Raw genomic sequence first — 13559 nt, forward strand, 5'->3', positions numbered from 1 at the left:
ATCCTCAGGAACCGCCGGTGAACGTCGCTCCAGGAGCCGCCCGTGTCCACCCCCCTTCCCTCCTTCGCCGCCTCCGCCGCGTTCGACGACGCCCCCGCGCCCACCCTCGTGGAGCCCGAGACGCGGCGGCTGGACGGAGTCGTCCGGGAGGCGTACATCCCGCCCTTCGCGCCGCCCGTCTCGCGCGGATCACTGGGCGACCTGCCCTTCGACAACGCCGCCGCGGTGCCGGACACCGTGGTGCTCAGCCGCAGGGCGCAGGACGGCAGTTGGGCCGATGTGACGGCGGCCGAGTTCGCCGGGCAGGTGCTCGCCGTGGCCAAGGGGCTCATCGCCGAGGGCCTGATGCCGGGCGACCGGATCGCGGTCATGGCGCGCACGACGTACGAGTGGACCCTGCTCGACTTCGCCGCCTGGGCCGCCGGTCTGGTGACCGTGCCCGTCTACCCGACCTCCTCCGTCTACCAGACCCGCTGGATCCTCCAGGACTCCGGCGCGGTCGCCCTCGTCACCGAGGAGACCGCGCAGGCCGCCGCGCTCGGCCCGGAACTCGAACACATCCCCGACCTGAAGCACATGTGGGTCATGGAGAAGGGGCATGTGGGGCGGCTCGCGGAGATCGGTGCGCAACTGGCCGACCAGGAGGTCGAGGTGCGCCGCGGCATGCTCGGCCCGAGCACGCTCGCCACCCTCATCTACACCTCCGGCACGACCGGCCGGCCCAAGGGCTGTGTGCTCTCGCACGGCAACTTCTTCGCCGAGGTCGACAACGCCATCGAGCTCCTCTACCCCATCTTCAAGTCACGGTCGAACGAAGAGGTCTCGGTCCTCCTCTTCCTGCCCATGTCCCACGTCTTCGGCCGCATGGTGGCCGTCGCCTGCGTCCGCGCCCGGGTGCGGCTCGGCCACGCGCCCAGCCTCCAGGCCGACGATCTGCTGGCCGACCTCTCGGGCTTCCGCCCGACCTGTCTGCTGGCCATCCCGTACATGCTGGAGAAGGTCTTCAACGCCGCCCGCGCCAAGGCCGAGGCGGGCGGCCGGCTGTCGTCCTTCGACCGCGCGGCATCCGTGGCCGGCCGGTACGGCGAGGCCGTCGAGGCCAGACAGCACGGCACCGGCCCGGGGCCCGGCCGCGCCCTGAGCATGGCCCGCACCTTCTACGACCCGCTCGTCTACCGCCGCATCCGCAACGCCATGGGCGGCAGGGTCCGCCACGCCATCTGCGGCGGCTCCCCGCTGGGCCGCCGCCTGGCCGCGTTCTACGCCGGTGCCGGCATCGAGATCTACGAGGGGTACGGCCTGACGGAGACGACCGCGGCGGCCACCGTGACGCCGCCGCTCAAGCCCCGACTGGGCACCGTGGGCTGGCCGTTGCCCGGCACCCGGGTCCGGATCGCGGCGGACGGCGAGATCCTGATCGCCGGGGACCAGGTGCTGCGCGGCTACTGGGACCCGGCGGCCGGCGGGGTCGTCCCGGCCGTCGCGGACGGCTGGCTCGCCACCGGCGACCTGGGCGAGCTGGACGACGAGGGCTATCTGACGATCACCGGCCGCAAGAAGGAGATGCTGATCACCGCGGGCGGCAAGAGCGTGGCCCCGGCGCCCCTGGAGAACTGGCTGCGCTCGCACCCGCTGATCTCCCAGGTCATGGTGGTCGGCGACCGCCGCCCCTACGTCGCCGCCCTGGTCACCCTGGACATGGACGGCATCACCCACTGGCGCCGGATGAACGGCCGCCACCCGGTCCCCGCCGAACTCCTCGCCGAGGACGGCGAGTTGCGGGCGATCATCCAGCGTGCGGTGGACGAGGCCAACAAGCTGGTCTCCCGCCCGGAGTCCATCCGCCGCTTCACGATCCTCCCGGTGGAGTTCACGGAGACGGCCGGTCATCTCACCCCGTCGATGAAGCTGCGCCGGGAGGTCGTCATGCGGGACTTCGCGCAGGAGATCGAGGGGTTGTACGAGCGCTGACCCGGCGTGGCTCTTGACTTCCCAAGACCCCCGCGCCACATTCCCGTCCCCTCATCCACTCATTCCCAGGGGGCCGACCATGAGTGTGTCCCGAAGACGTCTGCTGGCCGCCGGTGCCGGGCTGTCCGTCGCGGCGGGTGTCCAACAGGGCGCCCAAGCAGCGGACTTACCCCTCCTCGGTACGTACGACGTCGTCGTCATCGGCTCCGGCGCGGCCGGGATGACGGCCGCCCTGACCGCCGCCGGGCAGGGGCTGTCCTGCGTGGTGCTGGAGAAGGCGGGCACCTTCGGCGGATCGGCCGCCCGGTCCGGCGCCGGGATCTGGATCCCCAACAACTCCGTGATCCTCGCGGCCGGCGTCCCGGACACCCCCGCCAAGGGCGCCGCCTACCTCGCCGCCGTGGTCGGCCCGGACGTCCCCGCCGACCGGCAGCGCGCCTTCCTCCAGCACGGTCCGGCGATGCTCTCCCACGTCATGGCCCACAGCCCGCTGCGCTTCCGCTGGATGGAGGGCTACAGCGACTACTACCCCGAACTGCCCGGCGGCCTCCCGAACGGCCGCTCCGTCGAACCCGACCAGCTCGAGGGCAACCTCCTCGGCGCCGAACTCGCCCGCCTGAACCCGCCGTACATGCAGACCCCCGCCGGCATGGTGGTCTTCAGCGCCGACTACAAGTGGCTGGCCCTGGCCGCGGTGAACGCCAAAGGCGCCGCCGTGGCGACGCAGTGCCTGGCGCGCGGCACGGCGGCGGCGCTCAGGGGCGAGAAGCCCCTGACCATGGGCCAGTCCCTGGCGGCAGGCCTGCGCGCGGGACTCCTGTCGGCCCATGTCCCGGTGTGGCTCGACACCCCCCTCACCGACCTGCACATCGAGAGCGGCACGGTCACCGGCGCGGTCGTCACCCGCAACGGCACCCCCGCCCTGGTCCGCGCCCGCCGTGGCGTCGTCGTCGGCTCGGGCGGCTTCGAGCACAACGCCGCCATGCGCGAGCGCTACCAGCGACAGCCCATCGGCACCGACTGGACGGTCGGCGCGAAGGAGAACACCGGCGACGGCATCCGGGCGGGCGAGCGCGCGGGCGCCGCGCTCGGCCTGATGGACGACGCCTGGTGGGGCCCGGCGATCCCGCTCCCCGGCCAGTCGTACTTCTGCCTCGCCGAACGCACCCTCCCCGGCGGCCTGTTGGTGAACGCCTCCGGCGCCCGCTTCGTCAACGAGGCCGCCCCCTACAGCGACGTCGTCCACACCATGTACGACGTCAACGACACCGACCCCGCGATCCCGGCCTGGCTGATCGTCGACCAGAACTACCGCAACCGGTACCTCTTCAAGGACGTCCTGCCGACCCTGCCCTTCCCCGACGCCTGGTACGACTCGGGCGCCGCCCGCAAGGCGTGGACGCTCGACGCGCTGGCCACTTCGATCGGCGTCCCGTCCGCGGCCCTGCGCACCACGGTCGACCGCTTCAACTCCCTTGCCCTCAAAGGCAAGGACTCCGACTTCCGGCGCGGCGACAGCGTGTACGACCACTACTACACGGACCCGTCCGTCCTCCCGAACTCCTGCCTCGCCCCCCTCTGGCTGCCCCCGTACTACGCCTTCCGGATCGTGCCCGGCGACCTGGGGACGAAGGGCGGCCTGGTGACGGACGCCCGCGCCCGCGTGCTGCGCGACGACGGCTCGGTGATCCCGGGCCTGTATGCGGCGGGGAACGCCAGCGCGGCCGTGATGGGCCACAGTTATGCGGGCGCCGGGTCGACGATCGGGCCCGCCATGACCTTCGGGTACATCGCGGCGATGGACCTGGCGGGGGCGTAGTCGTCAACGCGGCCCCTTGAGGGGCCGCTTCACGCCACCCCGGCCCAGCGCAGCACCCCCGCAACCCCCGCCGCCCCCAGCACCACCACCACGAACGGCGCCCGCCACCATGCCAGTACGACCCCGGCCGCCACCCCGGCCGGGCGCGCCCAGCCCGCGAAACCTCCGCCCTCCGTCAGCGCCCCCGTCGCCAGCAGCGCCACCAGCAGGACCACCGCACCGGCGGACAGCAACTCCTGGACACGGTCCGGCAGTTCCACCCGCCCGTGCAGTGCCGGACCGGCCAGCCGGAAGGCGTACGTCCCCACTGCCAGCGCCAGGATCACCACGAGCGTCGCACTCATGCCGTCTTCCTCCGTCCGTACAGGGCCAGTCCCGCCAGCGCCACCAGCACCGGGATGCCCACCGGGACCGCCGGTGTCACCGCCAGGGCCAGCGCGGCACCGGCCAGTGCGGAGCGCCGTACGCCCGCGTCCTTGCGCAGGGTGGGCAGTACCAGGGCGACCAGGACCGCGGGGAAGGCCGCGTCCAGGCCGTAGGTCGCCGTGTCGCCGAGCGCGGTGCCGGCGAGGGCACCGGCCAGGACGCCCACGTTCCAGACGGCGAACAGGCCGACCCCGGAGATCCAGAACGCGGCCCGTCGGCGGGCCGGGTCGGTCTGGGCGAGGGCGAAGGCCACGGTCTCGTCGGTCACCAGGTGGGCCCCGACCAGCCGGGAGAGACGGCTGCCGCCGCCGAGGACGTCCGCGACCGCGAGGCTGAAGGCGGCGGTGCGGGTGTTGAGCATCAGACCGGTGGCTGCCGCGGCCAGCGGCCCGCCCCCGGCCAGCAGCACGCCGACCGCGCTGAACTGGGCCGATCCCGCGTACACGACCAGCGACATCACCACCGGAACCCACACCGGCAGCCCGCCCGCCACGGATATCGCACCGAAGGAGACGCCGACGACGCCGCTGGCGAGCCAGACGAGTGAGGCATCCCGGAGCAGCTGAGGTGTTCGCTCTGCCGTACGCATGTTCTCTACGATGGACAGAAGGCGCCTGGTTCGTCAAGGCGAACGATCGTACCGATGGAGCGAACAGTATGTCCGAGCCCTCCTCCCGCCTCCCCCTCGACTGGATCGCCGCCTCCCTGCGCCGGGAACGCACCCGGGCCGGGCTCTCCCTCTCCGAGCTGGCCAAACGCGCCGGAATCGCCAAGTCCACGCTGTCCCAGCTGGAGGCGGCGAGCGGGAATCCGAGCGTGGAGACGCTGTGGGCGCTGGGCGTGGCGCTCGGTGTGCCGTTCAGCGCGCTGGTCGAGCCGCCCGTGCCGTCGGTGCAGGTGATCCGGGCGGGGCAGGGGCCGACCGTCGCCTCCGAGAAGGCCGAGTACGCGGCCACCCTGCTGTCCGCGAGCCCGCCCGGCGCCCGCCGGGACATCTACCACCTGCGCGCCGAGCCCGGCGCGGCCCGCGAGTCGGAGCCGCACATCCCGGGCTCGGTGGAGCACCTGATCGTGAGCACGGGGCGGGTGAAGGCCGGCCCGGCGGGGGAGGAGGTCGAGCTGGGTCCCGGGGACTACATGTCCTATCGCGGGGATGTGCGGCACTCGTACGAAGCGTTGGCGCCCGGGACGACGTTCGTGCTGGTCATGCAGCACGTCTGAGGAACCGGCGGGCAAAGGCAGGAGCCCCGACACCTTGCGGCGCGGGGCTCCTTGGGTACTTCTCTCAGGTCCGGATCAGAGGCGGGATCGCCTCGGAGACGGGATCACATCACATGGGGGTGACGTTCTCCGCCTGCGGGCCCTTCGGACCCTGAGTCACGTCGAAGGAGACCGCCTGGTTCTCCTCCAGCGAACGGAAGCCGTTCGCATTGATCGCGGAGTAGTGGACGAAGACGTCGGGGCCGCCGCCCTCCTGGGCGATGAAGCCAAAGCCCTTTTCGGCGTTGAACCACTTGACGGTTCCGGTAGCCATAAGCCCTCCTTGGGCCCAAAGGGTTGCCCTGCTCCAGAACCTGCAAGTGTGAGAACTACCGCACCGCACTGCATACGTCTGAAAACGACTAGAGCCCGCGGTCACATGCTCCGCAGGCTCTGTACTGCAAGGGAAACCAAACTGCAACTTGCGGCGAGCCTAGCACGCAGGCAGCCGAAAGCAATAGAGGTCAAGATCACGTCACTCGGACGTTTGAAGATCGGTGAGGGGTTGACCCCGGGGTCGAAGTCCGAAGCGTACCTCACGGGGTCTAGCCTCGCGATGTGGACAATTCTCGCACCCGGCCGCGCGTCGGCCACATCCAGTTCCTGAACTGCCTGCCCCTGTACTGGGGGCTCGCGAGGACGGGCACGCTCCTCGACTTCGAGCTCACGAAGGACACCCCGGAGAAGCTCAGCGAGAAGCTGGTGCAGGGAGACCTCGACATCGGGCCCATCACCCTGGTCGAGTTCCTCAGGAACGCGGACGACCTGGTCGCCTTCCCCGACATCGCCGTCGGCTGCGACGGCCCGGTGATGTCCTGCGTGATCGTCTCGCAGGTCCCGCTGGAGAAGCTCGACGGAGCCCGGGTCGCCCTCGGCTCGACCTCGCGCACCTCCGTCCGCCTCGCCCAGCTGCTCCTCGCCGACCGCTACGGCGTGACGCCCGACTACTACACCTGCCCGCCCGACCTCAGCCTGATGATGCAGGAGGCGGACGCGGCCGTACTGATCGGCGATGCGGCGCTGCGCGCGAACCTGCTCGACGGGCCTCGCTACGGCCTCGAAGTGCACGACCTCGGCGCGCTCTGGAAGGAATGGACCGGGCTGCCGTTCGTCTTCGCGGTGTGGGCGGCCCGCCGCGACTACCTGGAGCGCGAGCCGGTCATCACCCGCCAGGTCCACGAGGCCTTCCTCGCCTCCCGGAACCTCTCCCTGGACGAGGTCGGCAAGGTCGCCGAACAGGCCGCCCGCTGGGAGGCCTTCGACGAGCGGGTCCTGGAGCAGTACTTCACCACCCTCGACTTCCGCTTCGGAGAGCCCCAGTTGAAGGCGGTCGCCGAGTTCGCCCGCCGCGTCGGCCCGACGACGGGATTCCCGGCCGACGTGAAGGTGGATCTGCTGCGGCCCTGAGGCCGTAATCTGCTGGGGACTTGTACGGGGGAGGGGGACGCCATGCAGCCGCTCGGAGTCGACGAACCCACCGTCGTGGGGCCCTACCGGCTGCTCGGCCGGCTCGGCTCCGGCGGTATGGGCCGGGTCTATCTGGGGCGCAGCGCCGGCGGCCGGACCGTCGCGGTCAAGATCGTGCACCCGCACTTCGCGCTCGACCAGGAGTTCCGCGCCCGCTTCCGCCGCGAGGTCGACGCCGCCCGCCGGGTCGGCGGCGCCTGGACGGCCCCCGTCCTGGACGCGGACCCGGAGGCGGCCGTGCCGTGGGTCGCTACGGCGTACGCGGCGGGCCCCTCCCTGACGGCGGCCGTCGCGGACACCGGCGCACTGCCCGCCCACACGGTACGAGTGCTGGGGGCGGGGCTCGCGGAGGCGCTGACGGCGGTGCACGAACTGGGCCTGGTGCACCGGGACGTCAAGCCGTCCAACGTGCTGCTCACCGTCGACGGCCCGATCCTGATCGACTTCGGCATCGCCCGTGCCACCGACGGCACCGCCTCCCTCACCTCCACCGGCGTCTCCATCGGCTCGCCCGGCTACATGGCGCCCGAGCAGATCCTCGGCAAGGGGGTCACCGGCGCGGCGGACGTCTTCTCCCTGGGGGCGGTGCTGGCGTACGCGGCGACGGGGGAGCAGCCCTTCCCCGGCGACTCCTCGGCGGCCCTGCTGTACAAGGTCGTGCACGAGGAGCCCGAACTCGGCCCGCTGGACGGTGAGTTGCGGGAGGTGGTGGAGGCGTGCCTGAACAAGGACCCCGCGGCCCGTCCCACGCCCGTCGAACTGGCCCGGCGGCTGGGCCCGCAGGGCGCGGCACGGCTGGTGGCGGACGGGTGGCTGCCGGGGGCGCTGGTCGAGCGGGTGGGCCGTAACGCGGTGCAGGTGCTGAACCTGGAGGCGACGGACGGCGGGGGGCGTGGGGACGCGCTGTCCGGGCCGGTGGGCTTCATCAGTCCCGCCGTGGGGGAGTTCGGCCCGCCGCCTGCGATGCCGCCCGTCACGATGGCTCCTGGTTCGGCGCCACCCGGTTCGGTGCCTCCTGCCTCGGCGCCGCCCGGTTCGGTGCCTCCTGCCTCGGCGCCGCCCGGTTCGGTGCCTCCTGCTTCGGCGCCTCCCGTCGCGGTTCCCGAGCCGCGGGACGCCGAGCCCTCGACCCAGCGGCCCGGCAAGGTGTCGGTCTCCGTGGCGGCGACCTCGGTGCCGGGGGAGGGCGGCCGGGGGCGCCGTATGAGCTGTACGGTCGCGCTGGCCGTGGCGGGCGCGCTGGCCGGCGTGACGGTCGGGTCGGTGTTCGTGTTCGACCTGCTGCCGGACAACTCCTCGAAGGACTCCGCCGGTTCCAACGCCGACTCGTCCTACTCCCAGGCGCCCAGCGACTCGACCTCCGACGCCGCCTCCTCGGCGCCCGACGCCCTCACGGCCTACGTCGGCACCTGGGAGGGCCAGGGCGTCGCCCTCGAAGGCAACCTTCCCCTCGGCACCTTCCGGCTCACGGTCCACCGGGCGGAGAAGGGCGAGAAGCTGGGCATCCTGCGCCAGACGGACGTGCTCGGCGGTGTCTGCAACGACGTACTGACCCTCAAGAGCGTCTCCATGGAACGGCTCGTGGCGAGGTCCGTGGGCGCCAAGTCCAACCACAAGGGCTGCAACCCGGCGGCCACGACCGTCACGCTCACCCCGGTCGGCGACGACCTCACCTACGCCTCGGACAGCGAGGAGTCGGGGAAGCCGACCTCCCGCCTGTCCCGTATCAAGTAGCCGTCACCCGGGGACGACCACCGTCCGCAGCTCGCCGTCGCCCAGGTGCAGCATGCCCTTGCCCGGCACCGCCGGGCCGCCGACCATGCCGCGGTTGATCCGGAAGCCGATCAGGTCGCCGCTGGAGGACTCCTGCGGGGAGAGCAGGATGCCGCGGCGGGCCTTCTTGGCGTCGACCTGCCAGCCGGAGAAGCCGCTGCACACGTCCTCCTCGTCACCGGCGATGACGAGCGCGAGCCCACGCTCGGCGCCACGCGAGATGATCTTCTTCATCTGGCTCTCGGCGTCGCAGTCCTCAAGGATCTCGCCGTCGTCGATCAGGACCACGACGGGATTCTCGACGGACGGCTCGGCGCCGTCGATCAGTTCCTCGAACTCGTCCTCGTCGATGTCGTCACCGGTGAAGACCTTCAGAACGCCTTCCACGCCGTCCAGTTGGCGGACCGGCGACTGGCGCGGGGCGGCGACCACGAGCCGCGCGCCCTGCTTCAGGAACGACTGCGCGAAGTTCATCAGCACCGTCGAGCGGCCCGACTTGGCCGGGCCCGCGATGACGAACGACGGCACGCCCTGCGCGAGGTCCGGGCCGAAGCCGACGATCTCGTCGCCGCCGATGCCGGCCAGCGCGTACAGCTTGGAGCCGGACACGTCCGGGTCGCGCAGCTCCCACGCCTCGGGGAAGGAGATCCGGCTGGGCAGGCTGTCCACCCGGAACGGCCGCTTGGCGCGCGGCACTTCGGCGTCGCGCGCGGTCGCCGCCTCGCCGATCGCCGCCAGCGCCGCCGCCTGGCCCTGACCGGTGGTGTCCTCGGCGAGCAGCGCGAACTGCGTCTCCGTACCGGCCTCGTTCTTGAAGGCACGGCCCGGCGGGATCTCCTCGGGCACCTTGCGCGCCGGGATGCCGAGCGTGGAGAAGTCGCTGCGGTCGGCCAGGCGCAGCCCGTACTTGTCCTCGGTGAGGGTGGCGATACGGCCCACCAGGAGCGTCCGGTCACCGGTGAGGACGAGGTGGATGCCGACGGAGGCACCCTCCCGCATCATCGTCTGCAACTCGTCGGTCAGCGCGCCGTGGTCGACCTCGCCGAGGGTGGGCACCCAGCCCTCCCAGCGGTCCAGCAGCACCACGATGTGCGGCAGCCGCTCGTCCTCGGCGACCGCGGCCCGCTGCTCGCCGATGTCGGCGAAGCCCTTGTCCGCCAACACGCCCTGGCGGCGGTCCATTTCGCCCTTGAGCCGGTTGACCAGCCGGACCACCCGCTCGGTCTGGTTACGGCTGACGACCGCACCGCAGTGCGGCAGCCGGGTCAGCGCGTTGAGCGCGCCGTTGCCGCAGTCGATGCCGTACAGATGCACATCGGCCACGGAGTGCGTACGGGCGAGGGAACCCGCGATGGTCCGCAGCACCTGCGAACGGCCGCTGCGCGGCGCACCGCCGATCATCAGATGCCCGAAGCTCGCGAAGTCCACGGCGACCGGGCGGCGGGCCTGCAGCGCGGGCAGGTCCTCGACGCCGTACACCGCGGGCGCCAGCTTGCCGGGGGCCGGTGTGAAGGCCGGTGCCGGAACCTCGTCGAGCAGCAGCGTCTCGTCGAGGGCGGGCAGCCAGGGACTGTGCTGCGGCGGGATCCCCAGCGACTGATTGGCGCTGCGGATCTCGTCGACGAGCACCTTGAGGTCGGTGATCTCCTCGTCCTCGCGCGACTCCGCCTTCGGCTTGGCCAGCGCGGCCCGCCCCAGATCCTCCCAGCTCAGCGGCGACACCCATGGCATCAGAACCGCGGGGTCCGCGGCGCCGGGCCGCCGGCCACCGACCCGGCCCGACTGGAACGGAACCAGGGAAGCGTGCCCGAGCCGGACGTACGCCCGCCCCGGCGTGCTCTTGGAGATGTGCCCGGCCTCGGGGGAGTCGATGACGTCGGACGACTCGCCGCCGTCGGTCACCCGCAGCGCGATACGGAGGTTGGTGTTGGCGCGGATCTCGGGCGACACGACACCGGAGGGCCGCTGCGTGGCGAGGAGGAGGTGGATACCGAGGGAACGGCCACGCTGGGCGATATTGACAAGCCCCGTGACGAAGTCGGGCAGATCGCGCACCATCGAGGCGAACTCGTCGATGACGATGAGGAGTCGGGGCACGGGCTTGTGCGAGGGATCCCGCCGCACGAGGTCCTGGTAGTCCTCGATGTCCTTGGCATCGGCGGCGGCGAGGATGTGCTCACGCCGATGCAGCTCGGCGCCCAGCGATTCGAGTGCCCGCTCCACGAGATGGGCGTCGAGGTCGGTCACCATGCCGACGGTGTGCGGCAGATGGACACAGTCCTTGAACGCCGCGCCGCCCTTGTAGTCGACGAGCACGAAGGTCATGTTCTCGGGCGTGTTGGCCACGGCCAGCGCCGCCACGATGGTCTGCAGCAGCTCGGACTTACCGGAACCGGTGGTACCGGCGATAAGTCCGTGCGGCCCGTCCTTGCGGATGTCGATGCCGAAGGGCCCGTCGTACGACTCACCGATGACGGCCAGCGTGGACTGCCCGCCCATCCGCCACCGCGCGACGATGGCGTCGTCGGTCGGCGGCTCCAGCTGAAGCACATCGAGCAGCCGACTCGCACCCGGCAGGGCCGAGTCCTCCGTCTCCCCGCTGATGTCCCGCAGGGAGGACATGGACCGGGCGAGCCGCAGACACCAGGCCGCGGACACGAAGTCGGGCCGCACGTCCTTGCGCCGCTCGGCGCCCGCCTCCTCCACACGCAGCCGCAACTTGTCGGGCTGCTGGGCGCCGGGCCCACCGGGCTCGGGAGCGCTCTGGTGCCAGGCCTGGAAGGACGGGAAACCACCGGCCGGCTGGGCCTGTTGGTAGCTCTCCTGCTGCCGCTCCTCGTACTTGGCCTCCGCCACGACGAACGCCTGGCACTCGCCCGGCAGGAACCGCTCCTCGGCGTCGAGGCACAGCGCGTACATGGCCACGGCCGGCCCCTCGCGCAGCAGCCGCACGACACCCGGCAGCGACCGCAGCCGCCGCGACCCGTCCCATACGACGACGATGTCCGGGTCGCTGAAGCCGGTGCCGCCCTGGCTGCGGTTCTGCTCGGCGGCCTTCTTGCGCGCGTCGAGGATCTGCGTCAGCTCGCCGATCCGGGCGCCGACGGTCTCGGCGTCGGTGCCTATCAGGACGTTGACGTCCTGCCCGCCGGACGGCTTGGCGTGCGGCAGCCAGCGCATCCAGTCCCAGCTGTCCTGCGCCGAGTTCTCCGACAGGACGTAGAACTGCACGTCCATGGGACTGTGCAGGGCGGCGAACTGGGCCACGGCCCAACGCCCCATGGCACGAGCCGAATCCCCGGGCCCGGCCATACCGATGACACCGAGCCCGCGCAGGTTCAGCGCGACGGGCGCGTCCTCGATGGTCCAGGTGACCTCACGCTTGTGGTCGTCCTGCTCGGGGTCGTCGAGCACGACCTCGGACGGCAACTGCCCGGTGCCGACGCGGAGGAGGAGATGGTCCCGGTCGTTGCGCCGCCGCTCCCAGAGCCGGGTGCGAGGCCCGGTACCGAGGCTGAGCACGGTCGCCGGATCGGGAATGGCCTGCCGCCGGTCGTTCCGCTCGGCGACGAGGGCGTCCTGCGCGTCCTGCTCGATCCGCGCCTTCTGCTCCTCGTACTCCTTGACCTGCTTCGCGTGCGACTTCCGGCCGTGCTTCTTGTCGTTGTAGTAGTTCGCGAAGAGCAGGAACGGGCTGAGCGCCGCCATGATCAGGTAGTACCAGCGCTGGAAGATCAGCACGGACACGACCGCACCCACGAGCGGGGTGAGCGCCATGAGCCACGGCAGCGGCCGGGCCTCGTACTCACGGGGCGGGGAGGGCAGCCGGAACCGGGTCTGCCGCTCCGGGGGCCGCAGTCGCGGGGGCCGGTTGTAGTCGAGGCCGATGCCGTCCTCGGACCACTTCAGGGCGGCGTTGGGAGGGGAGTAACGGGCGAGCTCGATGAGGGAGTTGCCGAGGGCGATCTGACCGCCGAGGGGCCAGATGTCTTTGTCCTTGGGCTCCTCGGCAGGACTGTCGCTGTCGTCCTTCTTCTTGCGCTTGCCCTTTTTGCCGGTGTCCTTGTCGTCCTTGGGGTTGAGGATGTCCTCGATGGAGGTGCCGTCGAGGGTGGCCGCCTCCTTGTCCCCGTGGACGAGGAACCGGCAGGTGCCGTCGGTGGCGACGGAGAGGGTGAGGGCGCGGGCGTCGAGCTCGGGGTCGTCGATACGGACGTAACTGGCGGGCCCGCTGCCGATGTCGTAGCGGCCGACGCCGAGCCGGTGCACATACCCGGCCGTGGGCCCGCCGACGATCCGCAGCTCGACGAGCCCGGTCGGCTCGCCGGGCAGACAGCCGGAGGGGTCCTGGAGACTGACGACGGCGCCCTCGCGGATCGGCGAGTTCAGGACGGTGGCGGCGGGATCGACGGCGTATCCGTCGACATAGAGGAGGGGCGCGTTGTTGGCCGGAGCCTGCTGCCCGAGGGGAATGACCTGAGCGCCGCTGTGCCCGACCTGTTTGGCGAGCTCGGCGGCGATGTCCCCCATGGTGGACTCAGGATCGGCATCGAGCACGACGTCGGCTGTGCCCCCGCCGAACGGGTCGACGACGGTCAGAGTCAGGCGCACGTCTCTTGTCCTCCCCGCTGCCCCTGTGACCGCTTCCGCAACGCTGGCCACAGTAGGAAGCGACGATATCCGCTGGGGGAGGGACGGCGACAGCGGGTCGCCCTCCCGTCTTCCCGATGGCAACGACGCGCACACGGTCTTGTGACGGGGTCATGACGGCTTGTTCACAAAGCCGGGATGTGACGACTCAGGCCACACCCGTAAGCTGCTGCCTCAAGAGCGGACCATCACA

At 71.5% G+C, this 13559-nt stretch carries 9 protein-coding genes; 5 read left to right on the forward strand and 4 right to left on the reverse strand.

The features are described 5' to 3' along the window. The first annotated feature begins 42 nt into the window (after nt 1-42). Entirely contained in the window at nt 43-1971 is a 1929-nt protein-coding gene (locus AB0Q90_RS22505) for a long-chain fatty acid--CoA ligase (RefSeq protein ID WP_363159332.1), read from the forward strand. A gap of 79 nt (nt 1972-2050) precedes the next feature. After that, nucleotides 2051-3790 carry a 3-oxosteroid 1-dehydrogenase gene (gene kstD / locus AB0Q90_RS22510; RefSeq protein WP_363159331.1) on the forward strand — a complete coding sequence of 580 codons (1740 nt, stop codon included), beginning with the start codon at nt 2051-2053 and terminating at the stop codon, nt 3788-3790. A 29-nt stretch (nt 3791-3819) separates the two neighbouring features. Here the strand turns inward: kstD and AB0Q90_RS22515 are convergent, their stop codons facing one another. Beyond that, entirely contained in the window at nt 3820-4134 is a 315-nt protein-coding gene (locus AB0Q90_RS22515; RefSeq protein WP_363159330.1) for an AzlD domain-containing protein, read from the reverse strand. Next, nucleotides 4131-4805 (reverse strand): AzlC family ABC transporter permease, encoded by a 675-nt coding sequence (locus AB0Q90_RS22520; protein WP_363159329.1) that lies wholly within the window; start codon nt 4803-4805, stop codon nt 4131-4133. The genes AB0Q90_RS22515 and AB0Q90_RS22520 overlap by 4 nt, the downstream gene beginning before the upstream one ends. Nucleotides 4806-4873: 68 nt before the next feature. On the opposite strand from AB0Q90_RS22520, the gene AB0Q90_RS22525 reads away from it, so the two are divergent. After that, nucleotides 4874-5437 carry an XRE family transcriptional regulator gene (locus tag AB0Q90_RS22525; RefSeq protein WP_363159328.1) on the forward strand — a complete coding sequence of 188 codons (564 nt, stop codon included), beginning with the start codon at nt 4874-4876 and terminating at the stop codon, nt 5435-5437. 109 nt (nt 5438-5546) lie between these two features. On the opposite strand, the gene AB0Q90_RS22530 is transcribed toward AB0Q90_RS22525, so the two are convergent. Further along, nucleotides 5547-5750, reverse strand: coding sequence for a cold-shock protein (locus AB0Q90_RS22530; RefSeq protein WP_006138897.1), 204 nt, complete (start codon nt 5748-5750; stop codon nt 5547-5549). Nucleotides 5751-6034: 284 nt separating this feature from the next. Here AB0Q90_RS22530 and AB0Q90_RS22535 point away from each other — a divergent pair, with 284 nt between their 5' ends. Next, a complete protein-coding gene (locus AB0Q90_RS22535) occupies nt 6035-6883 on the forward strand; it encodes a menaquinone biosynthesis protein (RefSeq protein WP_363159327.1) in 849 nt (282 codons plus the stop codon). Nucleotides 6884-6925: 42 nt separating this feature from the next. Beyond that, a complete protein-coding gene (locus tag AB0Q90_RS22540; RefSeq protein ID WP_363159326.1) occupies nt 6926-8677 on the forward strand; it encodes a protein kinase in 1752 nt (583 codons plus the stop codon). A gap of 3 nt (nt 8678-8680) precedes the next feature. On the opposite strand, the gene AB0Q90_RS22545 is transcribed toward AB0Q90_RS22540, so the two are convergent. Then, nucleotides 8681-13327 (reverse strand): FtsK/SpoIIIE domain-containing protein, encoded by a 4647-nt coding sequence (locus AB0Q90_RS22545; RefSeq protein ID WP_363159325.1) that lies wholly within the window; start codon nt 13325-13327, stop codon nt 8681-8683. Nucleotides 13328-13559 lie beyond the last annotated feature (232 nt).

Source organism: Streptomyces sp. NPDC079141 (assembly GCF_040686775.1).
Lineage (GTDB): Bacteria > Actinomycetota > Actinomycetes > Streptomycetales > Streptomycetaceae > Streptomyces.